The organism is Exiguobacterium sp. s28, assembly GCF_018618135.1.
Classification (GTDB): domain Bacteria; phylum Bacillota; class Bacilli; order Exiguobacteriales; family Exiguobacteriaceae; genus Exiguobacterium; species Exiguobacterium mexicanum_A.
Genome location: NZ_JACSLL010000003.1, coordinates 197,969 through 223,641, shown reverse-complemented (window position 1 = coordinate 223,641; position 25,673 = coordinate 197,969). Strand labels below are relative to the sequence as shown.

Genomic DNA, 25,673 nt, shown 5'->3' with positions numbered 1-25,673 from the left:
GAGAAAGTAAGAGATGGATTTGTTAGAAGAAAGGGGTCTATCCATGACCGCATTATTTCTCTATATGGCCGTTTACTTGCTTCCGGCTTTTCTATTGAGTCACCTCGCTCTTGACGTATTGCTCCGCAACCCGCGCCAAGTCGAGCATCGGTTGCTCAGTCTGTTCGTGTTCGGTTATGCGATGCTGTTCTTGGCCGAGTTCGGGCGTCATTTGTCCCCGATCGAAGCGAGTCCGGCCTTCGTGACGTATTGGTTCGGTAACGCCGGAATTTTGATTTTCGTCTGTTCGGTCCACTTCATTGTCAAAGTGACGGGCGTCGGGGCGAAGTTACCGAGATGGATTTATCCGTATGCCATTTATTTGCCGCTCGTCCCGGTCGCCTTGACGTTCATCCGTCAAGAGAACATCTTGAACAGTCAGCGGTTCGACCAAGTCGGTGTCTGGATTTATCCTGAGTTCAACGCGTCTTATTTGACGACGATGACCGTCGGTAACGTGTTTCATTTTCTTGTGATCCTATTATTGATGTATGCCCTTAAGCGGTCCGAGCGCTTCGAGCATCAACGGGTGCTGCGCATGCTCATTTGGACGGCCGTCGCCGTTCTTGTCTGGGACATCGTCTTCGGATACGTCCAGCTCCGCGGAATCATGCCGCCTTACGCGTATATGTACGGTGGACTTGTCTGGGCGGTCGCGCTCGTCGTCGCGATGAATCGACTTGATTTCCTAGCGTCTTACGTCAAACGGTATGGCACGCTCTATAACTTGAACCCGTCGGCGATTCTGCTCGTCGATGATCAGGGACAGATTGAGAGTGCGAATCCGGCCGCGCGCACATTGTTTCATACGGTCCGTGTCGTCAATGAACGTTTTGTCGATTTGTTGCCCGAGAAAAAGCGGGACGAATGGAGTGCGCATTACGACCAACATTTCCATGCGCAAAAAAAGTTTCTCGAGTTCGAGACGAAGATTCAGACAAAATCAGGACAAGAACGGTACGTCGTCATCGATGGTGATTTCGTCTATATCGATCAAAAAATACACGGCATGATTTTGATTCGAGACGTCCATTCGTTCAAAGAAGCCGAACAGTCGATTCGCTTCTTCGCCTATCATGACCCGCTCACGAAACTCGCGAACCGTCGGGCGTTTTATGAGCAGGCCGACCAGGCATTACTGCAAGCGGACACGGTCGCGCTTGTCGTCATCGACCTCGACGGCTTTAAAGGAATCAACGACACGTACGGCCACCAAGTCGGCGATGATTTTCTCATTCATCTCGGTGAGTTGCTTGAGATGGCGACGCCGGAAGCGGGACTAGCCTCGCGCGTCGGTGGGGATGAGTTCTATATGTATGTGCCGAACGTCGATGCAGATGACATCGTTGCGTTCGTCGAGCGCTTGCAGTTGCTGCTGACGGAGCGGCCGTTCCGGCTCGGACGGGAGACGATTCCGATTCGAGCGAGCATCGGGGTCAGTGTCGCACCGGATCAAGGGGCGGACTTGGACACGCTCATTCATAAAGCTGATCAGGCGATGTATCAAATCAAGCAACACGGTAAAAACGACTATGCGATTTATGACGAAGTGTTACATGGACCGAAATAACGGGAACGAGAATGAAGATGGCAATTTGATAGAGGAGGAGACAATATGACTGAAAAACCGTTAGTGACGATGCGAGCCGAAGGGGAAGCGACGAGTGTGAAGACGACGGTGCATGTGCGTGACCTCGAACCGTTCGTCGTCGATGAACCGGAACGTCTCGGCGGGACGGACGCCGGTCCGAACCCGCTCGAATATTTGCTCGGGGCGTTGTCGTCGTGTACGACAATCATGATTGCCTACGTGGCGCAAGACCAAGATTTCAACTATGACGGGGTGACGTTCGTGACCGAAGGAACGCTCGACCCGCGCGGCTTCCAAGGCGTTGAAGGAGTACGGACGTATTTTGAGAAAGTACACGTCAACATCGTCCTCGATACGACCGAATCGGATGAACGGATTGCGGCGCTCCAAAAAGGCGTTGAGGCTCGTTGTCCAATCCACAATTTAATGCATGCGGCCGACGTCGACATCACGGCGACGTGGACACGGAAGTGAGGATGGGGCGACCCATCCTTTTTTGATGTAGACAGGAATGTTTGCCGACGAGCACGAACAAAAAGAGACGTGAGAAAGGAGGTTGTCATGGATATTCGCCCGATGACACAGCAAGACGCCCGCGCGATTCAAGCGTGGACGTACGAGGCACCGTATGATTTCTATAACCAAGAAGCTTCAGCGGAAGGGCTGGATGAACTGATGGCGTATCAGGCCGTCCATGACGAGGCGTTGATCGGTTTCTATTGTCTCGGCACGTACGCACAAGTGCCGAACGATACATACGTCTACGATGACACATGCGTCGACCTCGGGCTCGGCATGCATCCGGATCGAACGGGCCGGGGACACGGGCGTACGTTCGTCCGGTTGGTGATGCAAGAAGCGGCGCACGAAGGCAAACCGCTCCGGTTGACGGTGGCCGCGTTCAATGAGCGGGCCATCCATCTCTATGAGCAGCTCGGGTTTCGACAGGTCACTTCGTTTGAAAAAGGGGCGACCCGTTTTCTCGTCATGACCCGATAATCAGCCGTACTGTTTCTGATGGGCTTTCTTTCGCTTCAAATAGTCCTCGTCCGCCCGAAGCTGGTCCCATCGCTCTTTGAAGATGCGGGCCGATTCCGCTTTCTCCTCGTCGATTTGTCGGTCGTGGAGATCGCCGTCGTCCTTATATTTTCGTCCACCTTTATAGTTGGCGTAACGTCTCGCCCGGGTATAGCCCATCTGGATGAATTTGCGGGCCATATCCATTCCGACGAAATCATCGTTGGCCCGGTATTTTTTGAATAGCTCCATGATTTCATCGGCGGACTGTTTGGCGATGTCAGGCGACTTGAAGCGCCAATGGGGGAGAATCTCACTTTTATACGGTTCGACGAGCAGGACGCCTTGCTCGCCGCGTCCGACTCGATACAGCTCGGGGTGTTCGCGGAAATCAATCGTTTCAAAATCTAAATCATAATCAAATGGCATCGTGATCCCTCCTCATGGATTCATTCCCGGAACGAATCCGAGGGAAACGACAGAAAGGAAGAACAAGATGATTCAACTTGATACAGACCGGCTCCGGTTGCGGGCGTTTCAGCTCGAGGACGCTGAACAGATGTTTCACTATGCGAAAGACGAGCGGGTCGGACCGAAAGCAGGCTGGGCGCCGCACCAATCGGTCGAGGAGACGCGTGACGTCATCCGGCTGTTCCAGCAAGACCAAGACGTCTGGGCCATCACACTGAAAAAGACAGGTGAGGTGATCGGCAGCCTCGGGTTGCACGACCGCCGACCGGACCCTGAGATTCAGCATGACCGGCAGCGCGAGATCGGGTATGTCCTCAGCCCGGACCGTTGGGGGCAAGGGTACATCCCGGAAGCCGTCCATGAAGTGATGCGGCACGGTTTTGACGACCTCGGACTCGAACGCATCTGGTGCGGTCATTTCGACTTCAACGACCAGTCGCGCCGCGTCGTCGAAAAGACAGGCTTCACGTACGCGTTCACGACGTCTCAGCAGTTGACGCGCTTAGATGGGCGCACTGTGCAGAGCCTCATTTACGTCGTGACGAAAGACGAGTATGAGGAACGCCGGGCTCAATGATGAGCCGGGCGTTTTTGGATGCCGGAAAATTAACACTTGATATGTAACCGGTTACACATTATGATGGTTTTGTAAGCGTTATCAAAGAAGGAGGGGCCGAGATGGCGACAATCAAACAAGTGGCCAAACGGGCGAACGTTTCTGTCGCGACCGTGTCCCGTGTCATGAACAACAACGGTTATGTGAGCGCAGAGGCGCGGGAAGCCGTCGAACGTGCCATCGCCGAACTCGACTACGCGCCGAACCGAGTCGCTCGTTCTTTATTCACAAAAACATCGGGTTTGATCGGCTTGATTATGCCGGATATCACGAACCCGTTCTTCCCACAGCTGGCCCGAGCGATCGAAGATGTGGCGAATCAACATGGCTATCAAGTCGTCCTGTGCAACACAGACGAACAACTGGCGAAAGAACAGACATATTTGGTCGCGCTCCAGACGATGCATGTCGACGGACTGATCATCACGACGAACCATTCGGACAATCCGAATTATGAAAAATTAGAACTGCCGATGGTCGCACTCGACCGCATCGTCAAATCCGGGATCGATGCCGTCATTTCGGATGGGTATGAAGGCGGTCGCCTGGCGGCGGAGACGCTGTTGAGCTGTGGTGCGACGAGGCTGGCCCATATCGGGGGTCCAGAGAATCTTCAAACGGTGAAACGGCGGACCGACGGCTTTCTTGATGTCGCGGGCGACCGGCTCGTCGGGATGACGCATTCTAGCTTCGCGTTCAAAGAAGCGCTCACGGCGGCACAGATCCTGTTTGACGAACATTGGCCGTTCGATGGGGTGTTCGCCGCCAATGACGTCATTGCCGCCGCCGTGTTGCAGGAAGCATTGCGTCGAAACGTGCGTGTGCCGGAAGACTTGCAAATCATCGGCTACGATGGGATCGAGCTCGGTGAGATGACATCGCCGCCGCTCACGACGATCGCGCAACCGATTTATGAGATGGGTCGCCGTGCGACCGAGCGACTCCTTGATTTGATTGAAAAGAAAGAGACGATGACAAAAGAAATCTTGTTACCCGTCACGTTGACGGAACGACAGACGACGAAACGAAAGGGGCATGACACATGAGCCGAATTGTGGTCATCGGGAGTGTATCGATGGATTTAGTTGTCACGACAGATAAACGTCCACAGGCAGGAGAGACCGTCATCGGACAGACGTTCCAAACGGTACCCGGCGGAAAAGGGGCCAACCAAGCGGTGGCTGCCGCCCGACTCGGAGGACGAGTCGAGATGGTCGGTTGTATCGGGTCCGATGAGTTCGGCCAACGCATCCGACAAAACTTTGACCTAAACGGAGTCGGGACATCTCACTTACGAACTATCGACAATGAAGTGACCGGGACGGCGCACATCGTGCTCGCCGAAGGGGATAACTCAATCGTCGTCGTCCAGTCGGCAAACAAACACGTGCGTTTTACAGAAACAGAGCTCGAACAATTGCTCGATGAAGAAACGTTCGTCTTGCTCCAGCTCGAAATCCCGATCGCGACGGTGGAACAAGTGAGTGCGTACTGTCGATCCCGCAACATCCCGGTTCTACTGAACCCAGCGCCGTCACAAGTGCTCACGGAGACCTTGCTTGCGAACGTGACATACGTGACACCGAACGAGCATGAGTGCCGTGACTTGTTCGGCGATGTCTCGCTTGAAGACGTATTGCGTCGCTATCCGAACAAACTGATTGTGACCGAAGGGGTCAACGGCGTCCGCTTCTTTGATGGCGAGACGATTCAGCACGTTCCAGCCATTCAAGCCGATGTCGTCGATACGACGGGGGCAGGGGATACGTTCAACGGCGCCCTCGCAGCCGCCCTGATGGAAGGAAGCGAGTTACGTGAAGCGGTACGCTTCGCCGTTGTCGCTTCAGGATTGAGCGTGGAAGGGTTCGGGGCCCAAGGCGGCATGCCGAACCGAGATGACGTCATGAAACGATTGGAGCGAGTGTGATGAAGAAACATGGGATTTTGAATAGCCATTTGACGAAAATCTTTGCCGACTTGGGTCATACGGACACGGTTGTCATCGCGGACTGTGGACTACCGATTCCAAACGGCGTGGCGCGAGTCGATTTGGCGCTTCGTCTTGGTGAACCGTCGTTCCTCGATGTATTAGATGCCGTTGAGGCGGACATGGTCATCGAACAAATCACCGTAGCCGATGAGGTGTTCACGGAGAACGAACCGATCGCCAAAGCGTTGACCGAACGGTTCGATACGGTGAAGACGTGCTCGCACGAGGTGTTCAAGCGTGAGGTCGAACAAGCGAAAGTCGTTATTCGGACAGGCGAAGCGACTCCGTATGCGAACGTCATTTTACATGCCGGTGTCATCTTTTAAGGAGGGGTTCGATGCACATCCAGTTGAAGCGCATCCATAAGTCGTTCGGTCCGGTCAGTGTATTGAAAGGCGTCGACTTCGAATTGTTACCTGGCGAAATTCATGCATTGATGGGAGAAAACGGGGCCGGTAAATCGACACTCATGAAGGTCATGACCGGGCTTCATCCGCTCGATGAAGGCGAAGTCGTCATCGATGGGGCCGTCCGGCAGTTCAAACATCCAAAAGAAGCCGAGCGCGCTGGCATCGCGTTCATCCATCAAGAGCTGAACATACTACCGGAGCTGACCGTGATGGAAAACTTGTTTCTCGGACGGGAATTGACCGGTCCATTCGGTGTCATCAAGCAGCAAGAGATGAAGCGACGGGCACGCGAGTACTTAGCGGAACTGAACGTGTTCATGGAAGTCGATCAGCTTGCCAAACAATTATCTGTCGGACAACAACAGATGATCGAGATCGCGAAGGCGCTCATGACGGATGCGAAAGTCATCGTCATGGACGAACCGACCGCCGCCTTGACCGACCGAGAGATTCGGGCGCTATTCTCGGTTTCGCGGGCGCTGCGTGACCAAGGCGTATCCATCATTTATATCTCGCACCGGATGGAAGAGATTTTTGAACTATGCGACCGCATCACCGTCCTCCGCGACGGCGTATCGATCGGGACACACCGCATCGCCGAGACGTCGTTTGAAGAAATCGTGAAAGAAATGGTCGGACGTGAGATTGGCGAACGGTATCCGGATCGCAACGCGACCATCGGAGACGTCGTCCTTGAAGTCGATGGATTGATAGGTAACCGGTTCCACAATGTCTCGTTCGATGTTCGGGCCGGTGAAATCGTCGGTTTCTCGGGACTCATGGGAGCCGGACGCACCGAAGTGATGCGCGCCTTGTTCGGGGCCGACCGGGCCAAGGGCGGAGTCGTCAAATTGAAGGGCACCGAAATCCGAATCAAACAGCCGGTCGATGCCATTCGACACGGCATCGCCTTCTTGACGGAAGACCGAAAAGGCGAGGGGTTGCTCCTCGATTTCTCATTGCGCGAAAATCTGTCGTTGCCGACGCTCGATAAACGGGCGAAAGGAACGATCATCTCACGCCAAGCAGAGGAGCAGTTCGCGGACGGTTATTTGAAAAAACTGCGCGTCAAGCACCATTCGATGGAACAAAAAGTGAAGTCGCTCTCGGGCGGGAACCAACAAAAAGTCGTCCTTGGGAAATGGCTCGGCGCCGAGCCCGACGTGCTCATTCTTGACGAGCCGACACGAGGCGTTGATGTCGGGGCGAAGAAAGAGATCTATACGATCATGAGTGAGCTGGCCGAATCGGGTGTCGCCATCATCATGGTCTCATCCGATTTACCCGAAGTGCTCGGGATGAGTGATCGGATTGTCGTCATGCGAGAAGGCGTCGTCACGGGGACGTTAACGAAAGACGAGGCGACGCAAGAAAAAGTCATGACATATGCGACAGGAGGACAATGATATGGAATTGAAAGCAGCGACTGCATTAGGGCGACCGCAAAAGCTCGGTTGGGGGCAAAAACTTGGGCCGTTGTTCGGTCTGCTCGCCATCATCGTTGTGGTGACGGCGCTCGAGCCAGGTTTTCTCTCATTGAACAACATCTTTAACGTATTACGCCAAGTCTCGATCAATGCGTTGATCGCGTTCGGGATGACGTTCGTCATTTTGACAGGCGGCATCGACTTGTCGGTCGGTTCGATTCTGGCGCTCTCGTCAGCTTTCGTTGCGGGCATGATGGTCGATGGGCAACATGCGGTCATGGCGATCGCGCTCGGATTAATTGCCGGAGCTGTGCTCGGTGCGTTCAACGGTGCCGTCATCACGTACGGAAAAGTCGCGCCGTTCATCGCGACATTGGCGACGATGACGATTTACCGGGGGTTGACGCTCGTCTATACGGACGGTCGTCCGATTACCGGTCTAGGCGACTCTACATGGTTCGAGATGCTCGGACGCGGTTACTTCTGGATCATCCCAGTGCCAGCCGTGACGATGTTGATTGCTTTCGGTGTGTTGTACTTCATTTTGAAAAAGACGACGTTCGGTCGTCACACGTACGCGATTGGCGGCAACGAGGAAGCTGCCAAACTGATGGGCATCGGGGTCAATAAAGTCAAAGTCTTGATTTACTCGTTGTCGGGTACGTTAGCGGCACTCGCCGGCATCATTTTAACATCGCGTCTCAACTCGGCCCAACCGACGGCCGGGACGTCGTATGAACTTGACGCCATCGCGGCCGTCGTTCTCGGGGGAACGAGTCTTGCCGGAGGACGTGGCTGGATTGTCGGGACGCTCATCGGGGCGCTCATTATCGGAACGTTGAACAACGGCTTGAACCTTCTTGGCGTCTCGTCATTTTTCCAACTCGTCGTCAAAGGGGCCGTGATTTTGTTCGCGGTATTGCTCGATCGAAAACAAAACGCGTAAACATCGAAAGGGGAAACGGAAGATGAAAAAATGGACAGCTTGGCTACTCGTATTGACAATGGTCGTCATGGCGGCTTGTTCGACGGAACAACCGGGGACAAGTTCGGAGCAAGAGACAAAAGACGGGGACTTCAAAATCGGGCTCTCGATTTCCACACTAAACAACCCGTTCTTCGTCGCGTTGAAAGACGGTGCGGAAGAGCAAGCAACTGAACTCGATGCGACACTTACAGTTGCCGATGCGCAAAACGATGCGGCCAAACAAGTGAGTGACGTCGAAGACATGATTCAAAAAGGGATGGACTTGATTCTCATCAACCCAACGGATTCAGAAGCAGTCGGCGCGGCCGTTCAAAGTGCGAACGATGCCGGAATCCCGGTCATCACAGTCGACCGTAACGCCGAGTCAGGCGACGTGGTCGCGCACGTAGCGTCAGATAACGTCGCTGGTGGGAAGCTCGCAGGTGAATATATGGTCGAACTCGTCGGTGAAGGCGGGAAAGTCGTCGAGCTCGAAGGGATTCCAGGAGCGTCAGCCACGCGTGACCGTGGTCAAGGGTTCAACGAAGCGATTGACGGAAAACTTGACGTCGTTGCCAAACAGTCGGCTAATTTTGACCGGGCCCAAGGGTTGACGGTCATGGAAAACATCCTCCAAGACAACAAAGACATCGTCGCCGTATTCGCTCATAACGATGAGATGGCGCTCGGTGCGGTGCAGGCGTTAAGCAGTGCAGGATTGAAAGACGTCAAAGTCATCGGCTTTGATGCGACGGACGATGCGGTCAAGGCGGTCGAAGAAGGCACGATGGCTGCGACGGTCGCGCAAAAACCGACCGAAATCGGAAAGCTCGGTGTCGAAGCTGCTGTGAACTACTTAAAAGGGGAGACAGTGGAAGAGAACATCCCGGTCGACCTCGAATTGATCAAATAATGAGTACAGCCGACGCATTCGAGGTGCGTCGGCTGTTTTTATGCTTGTTGAATCGGGCGGAGCGCTTGAACGACTTCGTCTTTGATCGTGACGCCGCTCGCTTCGAGTTCGGCGATTTTATCGGCGAACTGAGGCAAGTAATCTTTATGGGCGATGAGCAGTTCATCAAGCACTCGTTTCGCAGTCTCGCCGCTCGGGATAAGCGGATTGATGATGAACGCTTGAAGGGCGAGCCCGTAGTCACCGGTCACGGCCGCTTCTTCGACGCACAGCTCCATGTTCTTCATAACTTGGAGCCATCCTTTTTCAGCCGGGGCGAGCGCGCCGAACGCGATTGGTTTCGCACCGGTCGCGCCGATATAGGCGGACACTTCGACGACATCGTCTGGAGCGAGGTCAGGGACGGCCCCGTTGTTCTTCGTCGAGACGACGATGTGTGTGTTCTTATTGGCGTAAATCGAGGCGATTGTCTCACACGCCGCATCCGAATAGTGGGCGCCACCGCGTTTAGATAGTTGCTCCGGTTTATGGTCGAGGTTCGGGTCTTTGTACAGCTCGAATAGCTCCGCTTCCGTCTGCTTCACTTGCTCGGCCCGCGTGCCGACGGCCGGGTCCCGATATTCCTCGAGCATGTGGGCGAGCATTTCCTCGGCACGATAGTAATACCGGTGATAGCCGCAAGGGATCATGTTCATCTGTTGCAGTTGTTCTTGGAAGAACGGCATGTCGTGAATGTTGGCGGGAATCCCCGAATCGCCGTCGTACATCTTGTCGATGATGTCACGTGTCACGTCTTGTCCGCTCACGTCGTGGACGCGGTGCCAGTGGAAATGGTTCAACCCGGCGAACGAATAGATCAAGTCCTCTGGCTTCTTGCCGATCAGTTCCGGTTCAGCCATCATCGCATTGACCGGCACGTTGCACAGTCCGATAACTTTGTCCCATTTGCCGTAACGGATGACCGCGTCGGTCACCATTCCGCTCGGGTTCGTGAAATTGACGAGCCAGGCGTCCGGACAGAGCTGTTTCATGTCTTCGACGATATCGAGGATGACAGGAATGGTACGGAACGCCTTCAAGATACCGCCGGCCCCGTTCGTCTCTTGGCCGACCATACCGTACGAGAGCGGAATCCGTTCGTCTTTGATGCGAGCGTCGAGCAAACCGACACGGAACTGTGTCGTGACAAAGTCGGCGTCTTGTAACGCTTCTCGACGGTCGAGCGTCAGATGCACTTTAACGTCATACGGAGAAGCGTCCCACATCCGTTGCGCCATCTGTCCGACGATGTCGAGTTTGTCTTTCCCGGCCTCGATATCGACGAGCCAAATCTCACGAATCGGTAACTCTTCGTAACGCTTGATGAACCCTTCCATCAATTCTGGTGTGTAGCTGCTGCCGCCCCCGATGGTGACGAGCTTGATTCCCGTTGTCATTCCAATCTCCTCCTCATATGTTCACAAAATAGTCTCAGATGTGTAAATGAATATCAGCGCTGAATGTATCTTCTCATTTCTCATTCAGTATAAAATATAGAAAAATGAACACAATAGATTTGAAGATAACTCCGAAAGCGTTTACAAAAAGAAACATATAGACATTTATTTTTGTGAATTCAATTCACGAGAGGAGACCGGACATGCTATTGACCGAGAAAATGAAGCAAGACCTGTTCTCTAAATCAGAACGGGCCGTCATCGACTATTTGTTCGTCGAGCGGGAGCGGATCCACGACAAGACGATGAAACAAATCGCCGAGGCGACGTATACGCACCCATCGATGTTAAGTCGCATCGCCACGAAACTGGAGTTTGCGGGTTGGCTCGAGTTGAAGGAACAGTTTTTGGAGGAAATCGAGTATTTGAATCGTCACTTCTCGGATATCGATGCCAATGAGCCATTCTCGGCTAAGGATAACTTGATGGTTGTGGCGAACAAGCTGGCGGCCCTCAAACAGATGACGATCGAGGACACGCTGTCGTTGCTCGATCATGAGGCATACGAGCAGGCCGTAACGATGTTGAGTGAAGCGCGCCATATCAAGGTCTTTTCTGTCATCCATAATTTGTTGCTTTGTCACGACTTCAAGTCAAAGATGAACCGGATCGGCAAACAAGTCAGCCTCTGTGAATTCGATGCCGAATTCGAGGCGGCCAACTCGGACGAAACGACATGTGCGCTCCTGATCTCCTATACGGGAGAAAGTGATTATACGGTCGGACTTATTCCTTACTTAAAAAAACAACGTGTGCCGGTGCTCGCCTTGACGAGTCTAGGGGAGAATGCCATCTCGAACCAGGCGGATTGTACGCTCCGTTTGACGACCCGTGAGCGCCTCTATTCGAAAATCGGGAGCTTCACGACGAACGATTCGATTCATTGCCTGCTCGACTTGTTGTACGCTGGTGTGTTCTCGACAGACTATGAGGCGAACATGGCTTACAAAGTGCAAATCTCGAAACGGTTCGACCATCGTAAAAGTTCGAGTGAGGTCATGCAGGAAGACTGAAAACACCCCTTCGAGCGAAGGGGTGTTTGTTCAATCGAGCGAACGCAAGAGCGCGCGCACCGGACTGCCGTCTCCTTTGACAATCGGGAGCGGCACGGCGTTCAATTCGTAATCACCAGGGGCGATATGGTCGAGGACGAGACCTTCGAGAATGTGGACCCCGTTCCGGGCGAGTGCATGATGCGCCGCCATCTCTTTACTGTCGATTGCGTCGACTGACGGCAAATCGAGACCGATCAAGTAAATCCCAAGTTCGCCGAGACGATCGGCAAGTGACGGCGTGAGTTCAGGGATGTGGCTCGGGAACTCCTGCTTGTTCGGCCAGCCGTCCGTCTTGAGAATCAACCGTTCGACGCCGGTCAAGTCAAAGCCGTCCAAGTCCGTCGCTTCGATCCGTTCGCGGGCAGGGAGATGAATGACTCGGGCCGGACCGATATAGAGCCCGGGATCAAGGTCGATGACGCGCTGTCCGGCGTCGTCGAAATGGAACGGGGCATCGATATGCGTCCCGGTATGCAGGCTCATCGTCACTTTCCCGACGTTGACCGAACCGCTGGCGGCCATCGGCCAAGCGATCTCGTAACAGAATGCCGTGTCGCCCGGCCATGTCGTGATCGTGTCTTCAAGCGGTTGCGAAACATCAATCCATGTCATCGTGTTCGTCCTCCTCACAGTTTTGTGCGGACGGTCCAAAGTTCAGGGAAGAAACGGTGGTCGAGGACGCGGCGCAAGTAATTGACGCCTGACGATCCACCCGTCCCCATCTTTTGACCGATAATCCGTTCGACGGTGCTCATATGGTTGAAGCGCCACATCTGCTGCTGGCTGCCGATATCGAGCAGTTTCTCACCGAGCTCATACAAGTCCCAATACTTGTCCACGTCCCGGTACACATCGGCCCAAGCCGCTTCGACGCTCTCGTTCCATTCCCAGTCTTTCGTGACGTCCCGGTTGAGCACGGCGTCATCGATGGCAAGGCCACGGCGGTGCATTTCGCGAACGGTCATGTCATAGATGCTCGGTGCCTGTAGCGACGACTCGAGAAGCGGATATAGCTTCTCATCATGGGCGTACACACTGAGAGTGCGCGCGTTCTTAAAGCCGAGGGCGAACTCGATTTGGCGGTTCTGGTACGATTGGAAGCCAGAAGACGAACCGAGTTTGTCGCGGAACTCCAAATACTCGGCCGGAGTCAACGTCGCGAGGACGCTCCACGACTGGATGAGCTGTTGTTGAATCTTCGAGACACGGGCGAGCATCTTGAACGAACGCTCGAGCTCTCCCGTCTCGATGGCGGTCACGGCCGCCGTCAGTTCATGCAAAATCAATTTCATCCACAGCTCACTCGTCTGATGGATGATGATGAACAGCATCTCGTCATGATGGTCCGATAAGCGGTGCTGACTCGATAAAATCGGGTCGAGTTGCAAATAGTCACCGTACGACATGTCTTTCGAAAAGTCTGTCTGAATCGATTGCTCGACTTTGTGTTCAATCCGTTCACTCATATTGTTTCTCCTTAGGCCACGACTTCGCGGACGTTCTCGAACGCCTCGTATTCTTTGTTTTCCATAATTGTCTGTAACGTCATCACGACATCATACACATCGGTGAACGTGTTGTAGAGCGCGACCGGTGCGAGTCGGATGATGTTCGGGGCCCGGAAGTCCGGGATGACGCGATGCTGTTTGAGCGCTTTACAAATGCGGGCCGCCTCAGGGTGTTCGAGACTCAAATGGGCACCACGCTGTGTCTCGTTGCGCGGACTGCCGATAACGAAGCCGTATGGTGCGAGCACTTCGTCAATCAGTGCGGTCATATACGTCGTCAAGGCGAGCGATTTCTCGCGGATGGCGTCCATCCCGATCTCGTTGAACATCTCGAGGGCACCAAGTTGCGGGGCCAGGCTCAAAACGTGCGGCGTCCCGATTTGGAACGCACCGGCGTCATCGGCCGGCGTCATCGTATGATCCATGTCGAACTGTTTATCTTTGCGTGAACCGAACCAACCGGCCAGGCCAGGCGTCGTCCCGAAGTGACGCTCGTGAACGAATAGACCGCCGACGCTGCCAGGTCCGCCATTCAAATGCTTATAGTTGCACCAGTAGGCGAAGTCGACACCCCAGTCGTGGAATGCGTGCGGGATGGCGCCGACCGAATGACAAGCGTCCAAGCCGATCAAGATGTCTCGTTCGTGTGCCGCCTTGGCGAGACGGGCCATATCGAGGATTTGTCCGCTGCGATAGAGGACGGTCGGCAAGACGATCAAGGCGATGTCGTCTGTCATCGCTGCGATGATGTCTTCTTCCTTCAAGTAGCGTCCGTCCGGGCTCGAGACTTGGACCAAATGTTCGCTCGGGTCGAGTCCGCGGAGCTCGAGTTGACTCTTCAAGGCGTAGATGTCAGATGGGAAGGTGAGCGTGTCGGCTAAAATCTTCGTCCGCTTGCCTTCCGGTTTAAAGAATGAGGCGACGAGTTGGTGCAAGTTGACCGTCGTCGACCCGGTGACCATCACTTCCTCGGCTCTGGCTCCGACGAGCGGGGCGTTAAGTGCGGCCAATTGTTCTGACAAGTTGAACCATGGGTGGCGTCCCGACATCCAGCCATCAATCCCGAGCTCTTTCCAATCGCTCAGTGATTCGAGTAACGTCCGTTCGGCCCGTTTCGATAACAGGCCAAGCGAGTTACCGTCCATATAAATACCGTCTTGCGGCAAATAAAATTCTCCCCGGTATGGTGCGAGCGAGTCGCTGGCGTCGCGTGTTTCCGCGTACGCCCGTGTGAAATCTTGAGCCATATCGTTTCCCCCTTTGACTTGCGTGTCATGCTGACAAAAGCGTAGCAATCGCCTTTGCACGTGTCAATATGGAGGGACGCATCCCCAAAAGAAAAGGCCGCCTTTGAGGCGACCCCAATTCCTATTTGATTTTACGGACATTTTCTTTGCGTAATAGACTGAACAGCGTGTACACCATCAGAATCAAGATGACGGTGAACGGGAGGGCGGAGATGAGTGAAGCGGTCTGCAATCCCTCGAGCCCGCTCGCGATCAATAGAACGGCGGCGATTCCGCCGAGCAAAATGCCCCAAACGATTCGGACAGTGAGCGGTGGATTCAAACTACCATTCGTCGTCATACTGCTGATGATGTACGTCGCCGAATCGGCTGACGTGATCAAGAAAGTAAGAATCAACAGAATCGACAAGACGGATAAAACAAAGCTGAACGGAAGTTCGGCGAACGTGACGAACAAGGCACTCGTCACATCGGCATCGACCGCTTGCGCAATCGATGTTCCTTCGAATAAGTCGAGGTGAAGGGCCGTTCCGCCGAACACGGCAATCCACAAGAGCGCGATGAACGGTGGCACGATGAGCACCCCGACGATAAACTCACGAATCGTTCGGCCGCGTGAGACGCGGGCGACGAATGCACCGACGAACGGCGACCAAGCGATGGCCCATGCCCAGTAGAAGATGGTCCAATCACGCACCCACGTCCCTTGCTGGTACGGCTGCAAACGAAGACTGTAGCGGATAAAGTTCTGTAAGTAATCCCCTAACCCGAGCGTGAACGTCTCTAAAATAAAGATGGTCGGGCCGGCAAAGAACACGAATACCATCAATACGAGCGCGGTCCCGAGGTTGATATTACTGAGCCATTTGATGCCGCGGTCGAGACCGGTCGTCGTCGAAGTCAAAAACAAGACGGTCAAAACAACGATAATCAATACTTGGACGAGCGCTGTGTTCGGCAACCCGAAGACACTGTTCAAACCACCGTTGATTTGGAGCACACCGAGACCGAGTGACGTGGCGACACCCATGACGGTCGCGATGACGGCTAAAATATCAATCGTTTGATTGAGCGGCTGTTTATAAGCCCGGTCTTTAATGAGCGGAGACAGACTCGTCGAAATAAGGCCGTCCGCATTTCGGCGGAACTGGAAATACGCGATAATCAAGCCGACGATGGCGAAGACGGACCATTGGCTGACGCCCCAATGGAAGAAGGAATATGCCATGGCCAATTGAGCTCCTTCGACGGTCAGCTCGGTCGTATCCGCATACGGAGGGGTGATGAAATGGCTCATCGGTTCGGCAACGCCCCAAAAGACGAGTCCGACCCCGAAACCAGCGGAGAACAGCATCCCGATCCAAGTGAAGAACGGGTATTGCGGACGGTCCTGGTCCGTCCCGAGCCGAATCTTCCCGTATTTACTGAACGCGAGGAAGACGAGGAAGACGACGAACAAAAAGACGGCAAGTAAGTAAAACCAACCGAACGAACGGGTCGTGAAGTTGAAGATGTTCCCGGCAATCGTCGCGAACAACGTCGGACGAATCGCGCCAAACAGGACGAGGAGAGCGATGAGACTCGCCGAAATGTAGAACACGCGATTCAAGCGTGGCTTTTCAGGTGAAGTGTTCATGAGGACTCCTTTCCAAACGCACAAATTATTATTTAGGACTAATAAATATTTCCCTATTTGCGTGAAAGGAAAACGCCTATATGCCAGAATGGTGTCTTCCTTGCGTTGAGATGGATGAATTCGGGGAATGGAATGATGAGACGTGTTTGAAAGGAGATTGGAATATGAAATTGATTGCCATCGATTTAGACGGGACGTTATTGTCTCGAACTGGTGTCATCACAGAAACGAACCAAGACGCAATCCGGCGTCGCCAAGCCGAGGGAGATTTGGTCGCCATCTCTTCGGGCCGATCGATTCACGATATCGAAGAGTTGCTGCGACGGAGCAGATTGACTTGTCCAATCTTGTCCGGGAACGGGGCGATCGCTTTCTATGAGAATGAGCGCATTTATTACCACGCGCTCCCGAAAGACGTCGTACAGGAGTTGTGGGATGTGGCCCATGAGCACGGAGCGTACGTCGAATTTTATACGAATGCCGGGGTGAAAGTACTCCGTTCGGGTACCGATTTACTGAAGGGCGAGTTGGATGAGGTGTTGCCACACGACCAATCGTTCTCACGGGAATGGGGCGAGCGAGAGATTGAAATTCAAAACGAACAGTTCGGGCTGACATATGTTGATGCAATCGAGGACATCGATTTTGAGGCCGACGAAGTGTACAAAGTCTTTGTCTATTCGTTCGATCGGCGCAAACTGCACGAGCTCCGGAAACTGTATGAGCCTCGGACCGACATTTTGATCACGACGGCAGGCTGGACAAAAATCGAGATCGGTCATCCGAATGCGAGCAAAGGGATGGCCTTGACGCAGTTGGCAGAGCATCACGGCATTCCACAAGCGGATATTGTGGCCATCGGGGACAATTTGAACGACATCTCGATGTTCGAAGTGGCGGAAACGAGGATTGCGATGGGGAACGCCGTCGATCCGTTGAAAGACATCAGCACCCATATCACGAAGGATGTTGAGGACGATGGCGTCGCCTATGCGCTCGACCATTATATCGACGACTAAATTTTGAAGAAATGGTGAACAGGGATTCGATGTCACGTAAAACGGTTAATGTATTAGTGTAGTCCTCATTCAACGTGTTGAGCTGAAAGGGGGCAACGGATGAAACGAAGATTCAATCGTTGTTTGACTGAGGCCGGCTCGGTGAAACGAGAGACAAGTTGGTTGAAAGACCGGCGGACTAGGTGATCTCCTGATTCAAACTGTCGTCCACCTGACCTCGCGCGAGAGGTGAGGGGCAGACAAAAAGGATATGTGGGAGGCAAAACGTCTAGGAAGCTCGGTGTTTCAAAACAGGTGGGCATGATGAGGTTCATGATGGATTTCAACCTTATTACGTTGAAACGCAGTCATGGCCGTTTTGGAGGCAATGTCTCTGTGCAGGGCCAGATTGATGTTCAGACGAACGAACGCTCCGAAATCGCGTTCTGAACCGCGTCCATTTTCTAGCACGTATCGATTGATTGCATGGGACGGTCGGCCGGGAACTTTCTCGGTCGGGTGAAAGTCCGCTCTACTAGAAACGCTCACCGTTAAGCGCCACAGACGTGGCGCTTTTTCTTATGGGGCGAACGTGGCGACCCGGTCTGGTTGTTTGCCATCTGCTTGTTCAAACTTCACACGATGGCCGTCTGCGGCCTGTTTGACCTGAAACGTGTAAGCGGCGTCAGGTTCATCTTCGAACGTCAAATCATAGACGTAGCCGCTTAAGGAAAGGGTACCGTCAATCGAATAGGTTTCCGCCGAAATGTTATAATGAGTCGCAAGGTACTGCTCCAAAGCCCGCTCGCGTTCTTTAATTTCGGTCGAGTAGCGGACGTAGAGGAACGTAGTGGCCGTGATGGTGACGACGAGGGTGAATCGGAGAATCGTCTCCCAGTTTCGTTTTGGCATGAGCGCGTCTCCTTTCCATATCTGGAAATAAGAATTTCAAAATATTTTACGAAAAATTCTGACAAATTACAAGGGAAAATTGTAGAGGAGTGACGACATGCCGAAAATATATTGGCTCGGGACGTTCGTGAGCGGATTAATCCTCATGATGATGGGGGAAACGGGTGCTGTCCCACGTATCGTGCCCTATTTTTTGATGGCGCTTGGCGTGACGGGCTTTCTTGTCCAAGCTTGGTTCGAACAAAAACGACGCCGCTAAGGGCGTCGTTTTTGATTAAATCGATTCGAGCAACTGATTCAACAATGTGTCGATGTCTGCTTGGAGCGCATCGGCTTGTTGCTGCAACGTCATTAATTCTTCTAAATCGTTCGTCTCATTCATCTGGTGCAGGAGTGCTTGATGTGATGCTTCGAGCTCGGTCAGGCGAGCTTCATCAACTGAGGTGTCGCGAGTCGTTTCTTGCTTCGGTTTCACGAGTTTCGGTTTAGGAACGACGACCTCTGCGTTCATTTCATGTTGCCGTTTCTCGAGCGCATACGACACGTTTCCCGGGAAATGTGTCGCTGTCCCATCAAGCCAATACGTGATCGGGAACAGCTTGTTCAAGAAGTAGCGGTCGTGTGAGACGGCGACGAGCGTGCCGGTAAAGCGGTCGAGTGCGTCTTCGAGTGCCTCACGCGCTTCGATGTCGAGATGGTTCGTCGGTTCGTCTAACACGAGCACGTTGATGTCCTCGTGCATGAGGATGGCGAGCATGAGCCGCATCTTCTCACCGCCGCTCAAATCTTTGACCGGTTTGAAGACGCTCGCGCCATAGAAGAGGAACTGGGCCAGCAATTGACGGGCCTTCCCTTCATCGACAGCGATGCGGTCACGGAACGCCTCGATGAGCCGATGGGAGTCATCAAAGTCGATGTGTTGGGACAAGTAGCCGATTTGGGCCCGTTCCGCTCGTCGCACCTCGCCTGTCGCCGGTTCGAGGTGACCGAGCAACACTTTCAACAGGGTCGACTTGCCGCTCCCATTTGGGCCGACGATGGCGATGCGTTCGCCATGACCGGCGTAGAACGAGACGTGTTCGAAGACGGTCCGGTCGTAAGTGACCGTCACGTCGGTCGCCTCGAACACATCGCGTCCGGTCCGCCCCTGAGCCGTGAACTGAATGTCCGGTTGAACGGCCTCGAGTCGTGGTTTTTTGATCGTCTCGATGCGGGCGAGCGCTTTCTCCATCGATTTGGCGCGCCGATAAAACTTCTCGTTCGGTGGATTGCCTTCGTTCGCCCACTGTCTTAGCTGTCGAATCGTTTCCTTCATCTTCTTGATTTTCTTTTGTTGCTCCGTATAGGCATGGAATTGATCGAGCAACTTCTTTTCTTTTTGGGCGACGAACGCGCTGTAGTTGCCATCAAAACTACCCAACTCCCCGTCCTCACATTCGACGATGCGTGTGGCGACGGCGTCGAGAAACACGCGGTCGTGTGAGACGAGGAGAAGCGTGGACGGACTGTCACGCAGGAATGACTCGAGCCAAGTCATCGCTTCTAAATCGAGATGGTTCGTCGGTTCGTCGAGGATGAGCAGTTCCGGCTCTTGGAGCAACGCCAAGGCGAGCCCGACTTTGGTCCGTTCTCCGCCGCTGAGTGTGTCGAATGGGCGGTCGACGAAACTTGTGAGCCGTAATCCATCGATCATCGCATTCACTTTCGAATCGATGGCATAGCCGCCGCCGTTCTCATAGCGCATCTGCAGGGCTCCGTACGTCTCGAGGAGTGAGTCGATGTCGTCACTTGAGATCATCTGTTCCTCGAGTCGTCGCATCTCGTCACCGAGTCTCGTCAACTCGGCGAACGCGGTATAGAGTACGTCTCGCCCTGATTTACCGGGATGGGCAGGAATCTGGGCCAAATAGCCAATCGTCAGCCGTTGTTTTCGATAGATCGTCCCTTCGTCGGGCGAATCGGCGCCGACGATGAGGTGTAGGAGTTTCGTCTTGCCGCTCCCGTTCCGTCCGACGAGCCCGATTCGCTCGCCTGCGTTTACCTGAAGATTGGCATCGATTAAGACGGCGTGGCCGCCGAATTGTTTTTGAATATGTTGTAATTCGATTAACATAGATGGTTCCTCCTAAAGTAGAGGCCTATCAAAAAAACCGAGCGCAAAGAAGCGCTCGGCAAGAAAGAGAGGCGCTTTGTCGTATTTCAGCAATGTCTAAAAAAGGACAGACGGGTCCTGTGGTTACGCGACATCGTGAAAAATCGCACGCAAAATGTACAAATGTTCTGTTGACCAATGCGTACGTCCGACAAAGTTCACCTTTCTCCCTCCTTTCAATCATCATTAGAGTTATTGTAAGCGATTTCGGTCAATTCGACAACTAGTGAGACAGGAATATTAGGGGGCAATGTCGTATTGTTTAGGCATCAGAAAGGAGAGACGCTATGCGCAAGGAATGGCTCGGTGCTATCAGTTTAACGCTCGCCGCCAGCATTTGGGGCGGGATGTACGTCGTCAGTAAGTATGCGCTCGGCTATATCGAACCGTTCACGCTCGTCTGGATGCGCTACGCCGTCGCCTTTGTCGTTCTGTTTATAATGTGGTGGGCGTTCGGACGCGAGCAGATTACCAGGAGCGCCTGGAAGTGGATCGCGCTCGTCGGCGTCGTCGGCTATGTCGCCTCGATTTCATTTCAATTCATCGGCACGAAACTCTCAGATGCCCATACCGGATCGCTTGTGACGGCGGCGACGCCGGCGTTCATGGTGATCTTCGCCCGGTTGATCTTGAAAGAGCGGCTCACACCTGTCAAAATCGGGTCACTTCTGTTGGCGACGCTAGGGGTCATCATCGTCGTCGGCTGGCACGTCGAAGGCACGTATTTCATCGGTAGCCTCGTCTTGGTCGGTGCCGCCATCACGTGGGCGCTCATGTCCATCTATGTGAAAATCGCTTCCGAGACGATGTCGTCGTTAACGATCACGACGTTCGCCATCGGCATCGCCTTCGTATTGATGACGCCGCTCATGGGAATGGAAGTGGCCGCATCCGGTTTGCCGGATATGACCACGGTGTTGTGGCTCAGTGTGTTATACGTTGGCATCATTTCGACGGCCGGGGCGTTCTTCTTTTGGAACAAAGGGATCGAACTCATGGATGCGAGCGTCGGGTCGCTGTTTTTCTTCTTCCAACCGCTCGTCGGGGGTTACCTCGGCTGGCTCGTCCTCGACGAACGGCTCGACCGCAACTTCTTCATCGGTGCCGCCTGCATCATCACGGCCGTCACCTGGTCGACACTCACCGAACGACGGCAAAAGCGTGTCCGCGAGACACGTCAAGCTGAGGAGCGCCATATCTTATAACCAAAGACGACCGACCCGCTCTGGGCCGATCGTCTTTTTAAAATCCGTGATGATCGAGTTTGTCTTCGTCGCGCTTCATCTCGAGTTCGAGCCGCTGAATCGCGAGTTTCTCTTGCTCGATTTTGAGTCGAAGTTCTTCTAAACGCGCCTTCCGTGTCTTGTTGAACGTGTCTGCGGCGATGGACACGACGACGATGACCATGATGTAGAAAAAGAAATCCATTTGATACGCCTCCTTTTAGTGTGAGACGAACAAATCCGTCACCAGCTGTTGTGTGAGGAGCGCCTCACGACCGTCCGTCATGATGGCCGTATCCTCGGTTACTGCCGAGATAAAGTGGTCGATCGCCCCTTGGAAGCCTCGTTGGGTCAGGAGCGTGTCCCATGACCCGAACGTCTTCGTTGAATGGGCGCCGTGCTCGAACCGTTGAAGCGTCACCATCTCATCGACCGTCACGCGAAGTCCGTCCCGGATGGCACTCAGCCCTTCGTGATTGGTCCCGGCCTTGCGGTGCATCGATGTCGTGTGCAGTCCGTATTCGTCTTGCCAGATATGGCGCGCGAAGTGGAGACCGTTCGCCTCGGTCGTCGCGATTTGGCCCGTCACTAAGCGCAACTCGCTTCCGGCGAAGTACCGGAGCGTGTCGACGACATGCAAATAGTCATCGAGCAATGTGAACTGATAGTCGTGGCCGCGCAATCCGTCCCCGCGATGCTTGACGAAGTCGAGCGTGTGGAACGGAGCGGCTTCTTTCACGTGCTGATACATCGGGGCGAACCGGCGATTGAAACCGACCATGAGCTTCCGGTTCGTCTGCTCGGCCAGCTCGACGAGACGTTCCACCTGTTCGATTGTCGCGGCGAGCGGTTTGTCGACATACACATCGACACCGTTTGCGAGCAGATAAGAGACGACGTCGAAATGCGTCTCGGTCGAACTGTGGACGAACGCCGCGTCGACGGCTGCCGCGAGCTCGGGCAGTCCCGTGAATGATTCCATCCGGTGGGCTCGACAGATCGCCTCACGTTTGGCGACGGTCGGGGAATAGGCACCGACGAGTTCGAACGACGTGCTGTTCGTTAAAATCGGTAAGTACGCTTTCTGAGCGATGCCGCCGAGACCGACGACACCAATTTTAGGCTGACGCATATGTACCACTCCTTTTCTATCATCATAACGAAAAAAGAACCGAATGACACGTACGCGCGGTGCGTCAGGTCATTCGGTCCTTGCTTATAGGCTGGCAATGAGGACGATGTCGCCCTCGGGTGCCGTGTTGCCCCGTTCGGGTTCTTTCGTGACAGCAACGGTATCCCAGTCCATCTCTGATTCGGTCGAATCGAGCGTATAGATGACGGTCCCGTTCCCTTTGTCGTCCGTCACGAACGCCCCGGTCGGAATCGGGGAGTCGTCTTTTATGAGCCAAACTTGATATACCTCGTTCGCTTCGAGCGCATCGAGTCCGTTCGTTTGGACGATGAGCTGACGCTCACCGTCCTGTTCGGCCAGATAAGCCACGCCTTCCGAATCGCCTTCGAGCGGTACCGTCTCGGTCAAGGCGATGCCGCTCGGGTCATCTTGGTTCAATAGCAGGTAGCCGTTCCCAATCAAGGAGAGCATGAGTGCGGCTGCGAGAGCGAGCGCTCCCCATGGCGTCTTCTGGTTCTTCTTCGTGGCAGTGAACGGTGTGATCGGGGTCGGTTCGTCTGGTTTCGACGCTGTCTCCGTATCGTCTTCTGCGAACACGTTGTCGAGGATGCGTGCCTTCATCCCGCTCGGTGGTTCAGCCGGTTCAGAGAGGAACGCGACGCCGCCGACGAGGGCCTCGAGTTGTTCGAGCTCTTCTTGACACGTTTGACATGTCGCGAGATGCGCTTCAAACCGGATGCGTTCGTCTTCCGTCAAATGCTGGTTGAAATAATCAATCAATTGGTCACAAGCGTTCATCGTTCCACCTCCTTATCGATCAAATCATGGGATAGATGCCTTCGTAACTGTTTCAACGCTAATCGAATCCTTCCTTTTACGGTGCCGAGCGGGATGCCACACGCATCGGCGATCTTTTGTTGGCTGAGCCCTTGGAAATACATGAGACGGACGACTTGTTGTTGCTCGACCGGAAGCTCGGCCATCGCCGTCTCGATTTGCGTTCGCTCTTCTTGCCATTCGACCTCGGTCTCGACGGACGGGGCCGGGGACGGGATGGCTTCAGCGTAAGACTCGTCTAGTTGCAGGTCGGGTTTTCGTTTGCGAATCAAGTCGATCGTGACGTGACGGCTCATCGTGAACAGCCACGATTTGAATTTTCCTTTTGAGTCATCATATACGCCGCCGCCGCGCCACAGCTTGATGAATACTTCCTGCATCGCTTCTTCGGCGAGGTCGCGGTCTTTCGTCAACTGCATGACAAAGGCATACAGGATTCGTTCGTAGCGATCATAAAGTGCCTCGAGCGCTTGTTTGTCTTTTTGCCTGACGCGCTCGTACAATTCAATATCAGTCATGGCTGTCTCCTTTATCCATAAGGGAATCCCTTGTATTGATCTAACGGATGAAACCGTGAAATGGATGCCTATTTGAGGTGACTATTTTGTGAACGGTCGTTATGTAGTCCCGTGTTTAACGGGAGCATGTCGATGTCGCGTCGCCGAGGCGGTGAAAGAGTTTCAAATTCAAGGCACTGAGCAGTCGATACGTCACGTAACTAAACAGCATTGCTGTGAGGAATGTGATGAGAAGCGCAAATCCGTTCGGGAGCCATTGTTGCCAAAATGAATATGTCCGTATGCCGAACAAAAAGGCGAAGACAAGTCCGAACCCGATCACGATTCCGCTATACTGACAGTAGTAGCGGCTTAAACGATTTTTCATGTTGCACGTCCTTTCTCCTTTTACTATACGAGAAGGGGTATGGCGACACAAGGAGGATGACGATGAAACGATTTACAAAGGAAGGACGGACGCTCATCTGTTTTGATTTCGACGAGACGTACTTCCCGCATGCTTGCTCTGTTGACCAGTTAATACGATTGCGCCAACTCGAAGATTTTCTCGATATGTACTCGCATCGCTTATCGACGATGTGGGTGACGGGGAGTTCGCTCGAGACGATTATGGAGAAAGTGAAGCGGGCCGAGATGCGTTACTTCCCACATCGAATCGCGGCGAGTCTCGGGACAGAGCTGTATCAAGTGACGGCGTCCGGGCAACTGGAGCTCGATCCCGGTTATTCGTCACGGTTTCCCGATGATTTTTCAGACCGCGTTACCCAAGTCGTCGACAGGCTAGGGCGGACACTCACGATTGAACCACAGACGAATCTTGGCACAAGCGGCTGGATGCACAATTATTATTACTTCGGCGAGAGCGCACAGGAGCTCGAGCACATTCGTTCGAGTGCCGATGACTTCGAGATCGCCGTCAACGTCAGTCGTTGCAATCCGCTCGCCGGAGACCCAGACGGCGCCTACGATATTGATTTCATTCCACGAGGGGCGGGGAAAGTCGCTGCAGTCGACTACGTGTGCGACCGATATACGTTTCAAACCGAGCACGTCTACGCGTTCGGTGATAGTGGGAACGATTTAGGAATGTTGGGGTATGTCGGCAACGGCTATGTACTTGGCAACGGGACGGAAGAAGCCAAACGAGAACATGGTCGTGTCACCGAGGGCATGTATGCGGATGGGATTCTAGAAGTGTTGCATCGAGCGGTAGAGCAGACGGGTTTAAGCGCTCGCGACTAGACGTAGCGCTGCGGTCTCCACACGTTCGAACAAATGAGTTTTCAGCCGATGGGTCGTCAAATCGAGCGGCAGACGACGTTTCCAAAGCTCGGTGAACACTTCGGAGAGGACGGCCTCGGCCAAGTCGGCTCGCATCGTCAAGCGGAGGGCGAGTGAATATAGGATGCGCTCATAACGGTCGTACAGCAGTTCGAGCGCAGAAGTGTCGCGGTTTAACATGCGTGCGTATAAATCGTGATCGGATATGAATGACATGGTGGACTCCTTCAGAATGAG

29 protein-coding genes are annotated in these 25,673 nt (G+C 53.8%); 15 read left to right on the top strand and 14 right to left on the bottom strand.

Annotated elements, in window-relative coordinates:
- Positions 1-43: 43 nt before the first annotated feature.
- The 3 genes from KNP78_RS05555 (at position 44) to KNP78_RS05545 (ending at position 2,629) form a co-directional block, all read left to right on the top strand.
- Positions 44-1,609 (top strand): diguanylate cyclase domain-containing protein, encoded by a 1,566-nt coding sequence (locus tag KNP78_RS05555; RefSeq protein ID WP_214823405.1) that lies wholly within the window; start codon positions 44-46, stop codon positions 1,607-1,609.
- A 45-nt stretch (positions 1,610-1,654) separates the two neighbouring features.
- The gene (locus KNP78_RS05550) at positions 1,655-2,104 is read left to right on the top strand and encodes an OsmC family protein (RefSeq protein WP_021065934.1); all 450 of its coding nucleotides are present in this window, start codon (positions 1,655-1,657) and stop codon (positions 2,102-2,104) included.
- Between the two features lie 87 nt (positions 2,105-2,191).
- Positions 2,192-2,629, top strand: coding sequence for a GNAT family N-acetyltransferase (locus tag KNP78_RS05545; protein ID WP_052090194.1), 438 nt, complete (start codon positions 2,192-2,194; stop codon positions 2,627-2,629).
- Here the strand turns inward: KNP78_RS05545 and KNP78_RS05540 are convergent, their stop codons facing one another.
- Entirely contained in the window at positions 2,630-3,076 is a 447-nt protein-coding gene (locus tag KNP78_RS05540) for a DUF4385 domain-containing protein (protein ID WP_214823404.1), read from the bottom strand. It abuts the gene before it with no gap.
- Positions 3,077-3,143: 67 nt separating this feature from the next.
- Here KNP78_RS05540 and KNP78_RS05535 point away from each other — a divergent pair, with 67 nt between their 5' ends.
- The 7 genes from KNP78_RS05535 to rbsB all read left to right on the top strand — a co-directional run bounded on the left by KNP78_RS05535 (position 3,144) and on the right by rbsB (position 9,441).
- On the top strand, positions 3,144-3,695 hold the full coding sequence (locus tag KNP78_RS05535; RefSeq protein WP_214823403.1) for a GNAT family N-acetyltransferase: 552 nt from the start codon (positions 3,144-3,146) through the stop codon (positions 3,693-3,695).
- Between the two features lie 101 nt (positions 3,696-3,796).
- A complete protein-coding gene (locus tag KNP78_RS05530; protein WP_214823402.1) occupies positions 3,797-4,780 on the top strand; it encodes a LacI family DNA-binding transcriptional regulator in 984 nt (327 codons plus the stop codon).
- Positions 4,777-5,661 (top strand): ribokinase, encoded by an 885-nt coding sequence (rbsK, locus tag KNP78_RS05525; RefSeq protein ID WP_214823401.1) that lies wholly within the window; start codon positions 4,777-4,779, stop codon positions 5,659-5,661. The genes KNP78_RS05530 and rbsK overlap by 4 nt, the downstream gene beginning before the upstream one ends.
- Positions 5,661-6,050 (top strand): D-ribose pyranase, encoded by a 390-nt coding sequence (gene rbsD, locus KNP78_RS05520; protein WP_214823400.1) that lies wholly within the window; start codon positions 5,661-5,663, stop codon positions 6,048-6,050. The genes rbsK and rbsD overlap by 1 nt, the downstream gene beginning before the upstream one ends.
- An 11-nt stretch (positions 6,051-6,061) precedes the next feature.
- Positions 6,062-7,540, top strand: a complete 1,479-nt coding sequence (locus KNP78_RS05515; protein WP_214753483.1) for a sugar ABC transporter ATP-binding protein — start codon at positions 6,062-6,064, stop codon at positions 7,538-7,540.
- A 1-nt stretch (position 7,541) separates the two neighbouring features.
- Positions 7,542-8,507: an ABC transporter permease subunit gene (locus KNP78_RS05510; protein WP_034779589.1), complete on the top strand. Its 966-nt coding sequence runs from the start codon at positions 7,542-7,544 to the stop codon at positions 8,505-8,507.
- Positions 8,508-8,529: 22 nt separating this feature from the next.
- Complete coding sequence (rbsB, locus tag KNP78_RS05505; RefSeq protein WP_214753485.1) at positions 8,530-9,441, top strand: ribose ABC transporter substrate-binding protein RbsB; 912 nt, start codon at positions 8,530-8,532, stop codon at positions 9,439-9,441.
- 38 nt (positions 9,442-9,479) lie between these two features.
- Here the strand turns inward: rbsB and KNP78_RS05500 are convergent, their stop codons facing one another.
- Positions 9,480-10,877, bottom strand: coding sequence for a 6-phospho-beta-glucosidase (locus tag KNP78_RS05500; RefSeq protein WP_034779585.1), 1,398 nt, complete (start codon positions 10,875-10,877; stop codon positions 9,480-9,482).
- Between the two features lie 203 nt (positions 10,878-11,080).
- Between KNP78_RS05500 and KNP78_RS05495 the strand changes: the two genes are divergently transcribed.
- Positions 11,081-11,950, top strand: coding sequence for a MurR/RpiR family transcriptional regulator (locus KNP78_RS05495; RefSeq protein WP_034779583.1), 870 nt, complete (start codon positions 11,081-11,083; stop codon positions 11,948-11,950).
- A 30-nt stretch (positions 11,951-11,980) separates the two neighbouring features.
- On the opposite strand, the gene kynB is transcribed toward KNP78_RS05495, so the two are convergent.
- The 4 genes from kynB to KNP78_RS05475 all read right to left on the bottom strand — a co-directional run bounded on the left by kynB (position 11,981) and on the right by KNP78_RS05475 (position 16,383).
- Positions 11,981-12,604 (bottom strand): arylformamidase, encoded by a 624-nt coding sequence (gene kynB / locus KNP78_RS05490; RefSeq protein ID WP_214796539.1) that lies wholly within the window; start codon positions 12,602-12,604, stop codon positions 11,981-11,983.
- Positions 12,605-12,618: 14 nt separating this feature from the next.
- Positions 12,619-13,458 carry a tryptophan 2,3-dioxygenase gene (gene kynA / locus KNP78_RS05485; protein ID WP_214753495.1) on the bottom strand — a complete coding sequence of 280 codons (840 nt, stop codon included), beginning with the start codon at positions 13,456-13,458 and terminating at the stop codon, positions 12,619-12,621.
- A gap of 11 nt (positions 13,459-13,469) precedes the next feature.
- Entirely contained in the window at positions 13,470-14,747 is a 1,278-nt protein-coding gene (gene kynU / locus KNP78_RS05480) for a kynureninase (protein WP_214764454.1), read from the bottom strand.
- Between the two features lie 121 nt (positions 14,748-14,868).
- Positions 14,869-16,383 carry a BCCT family transporter gene (locus tag KNP78_RS05475; RefSeq protein WP_214823399.1) on the bottom strand — a complete coding sequence of 505 codons (1,515 nt, stop codon included), beginning with the start codon at positions 16,381-16,383 and terminating at the stop codon, positions 14,869-14,871.
- A gap of 164 nt (positions 16,384-16,547) precedes the next feature.
- Between KNP78_RS05475 and KNP78_RS05470 the strand changes: the two genes are divergently transcribed.
- On the top strand, positions 16,548-17,402 hold the full coding sequence (locus tag KNP78_RS05470; protein WP_138858645.1) for an HAD family hydrolase: 855 nt from the start codon (positions 16,548-16,550) through the stop codon (positions 17,400-17,402).
- A gap of 558 nt (positions 17,403-17,960) precedes the next feature.
- Here the strand turns inward: KNP78_RS05470 and KNP78_RS05465 are convergent.
- A complete protein-coding gene (locus KNP78_RS05465; RefSeq protein ID WP_214823398.1) occupies positions 17,961-18,293 on the bottom strand; it encodes a hypothetical protein in 333 nt (110 codons plus the stop codon).
- A 97-nt stretch (positions 18,294-18,390) separates the two neighbouring features.
- Here KNP78_RS05465 and KNP78_RS05460 point away from each other — a divergent pair, with 97 nt between their 5' ends.
- Positions 18,391-18,552 carry a hypothetical protein gene (locus KNP78_RS05460; protein ID WP_034779568.1) on the top strand — a complete coding sequence of 54 codons (162 nt, stop codon included), beginning with the start codon at positions 18,391-18,393 and terminating at the stop codon, positions 18,550-18,552.
- A 15-nt stretch (positions 18,553-18,567) separates the two neighbouring features.
- On the opposite strand, the gene abc-f is transcribed toward KNP78_RS05460, so the two are convergent.
- Entirely contained in the window at positions 18,568-20,406 is a 1,839-nt protein-coding gene (abc-f, locus tag KNP78_RS05455; RefSeq protein WP_214823397.1) for a ribosomal protection-like ABC-F family protein, read from the bottom strand.
- A 326-nt stretch (positions 20,407-20,732) separates the two neighbouring features.
- Between abc-f and KNP78_RS05450 the strand changes: the two genes are divergently transcribed.
- Positions 20,733-21,650: a DMT family transporter gene (locus tag KNP78_RS05450; protein ID WP_214823396.1), complete on the top strand. Its 918-nt coding sequence runs from the start codon at positions 20,733-20,735 to the stop codon at positions 21,648-21,650.
- 37 nt (positions 21,651-21,687) lie between these two features.
- On the opposite strand, the gene KNP78_RS05445 is transcribed toward KNP78_RS05450, so the two are convergent.
- The 5 genes from KNP78_RS05445 to KNP78_RS05425 form a co-directional block, all read right to left on the bottom strand.
- Positions 21,688-21,873, bottom strand: coding sequence for a hypothetical protein (locus KNP78_RS05445; RefSeq protein WP_021065953.1), 186 nt, complete (start codon positions 21,871-21,873; stop codon positions 21,688-21,690).
- 15 nt (positions 21,874-21,888) lie between these two features.
- The gene (locus KNP78_RS05440; RefSeq protein WP_214823395.1) at positions 21,889-22,800 is read right to left on the bottom strand and encodes a Gfo/Idh/MocA family protein; all 912 of its coding nucleotides are present in this window, start codon (positions 22,798-22,800) and stop codon (positions 21,889-21,891) included.
- 84 nt (positions 22,801-22,884) lie between these two features.
- On the bottom strand, positions 22,885-23,598 hold the full coding sequence (locus KNP78_RS05435) for an anti-sigma factor (protein ID WP_214823394.1): 714 nt from the start codon (positions 23,596-23,598) through the stop codon (positions 22,885-22,887).
- Positions 23,595-24,155: an RNA polymerase sigma factor gene (locus KNP78_RS05430; RefSeq protein ID WP_214796550.1), complete on the bottom strand. Its 561-nt coding sequence runs from the start codon at positions 24,153-24,155 to the stop codon at positions 23,595-23,597. The genes KNP78_RS05435 and KNP78_RS05430 overlap by 4 nt, the downstream gene beginning before the upstream one ends.
- Positions 24,156-24,270: 115 nt before the next feature.
- Positions 24,271-24,522, bottom strand: a complete 252-nt coding sequence (locus tag KNP78_RS05425; RefSeq protein WP_029594531.1) for a hypothetical protein — start codon at positions 24,520-24,522, stop codon at positions 24,271-24,273.
- Between the two features lie 62 nt (positions 24,523-24,584).
- On the opposite strand from KNP78_RS05425, the gene KNP78_RS05420 reads away from it, so the two are divergent.
- Positions 24,585-25,397, top strand: a complete 813-nt coding sequence (locus KNP78_RS05420; RefSeq protein WP_214796551.1) for an HAD-IIB family hydrolase — start codon at positions 24,585-24,587, stop codon at positions 25,395-25,397.
- Here KNP78_RS05420 and KNP78_RS05415 read toward each other — a convergent pair.
- Entirely contained in the window at positions 25,380-25,652 is a 273-nt protein-coding gene (locus KNP78_RS05415) for an RNA polymerase sigma factor (RefSeq protein ID WP_214796552.1), read from the bottom strand. The genes KNP78_RS05420 and KNP78_RS05415 overlap by 18 nt on opposite strands.
- Positions 25,653-25,673 lie beyond the last annotated feature (21 nt).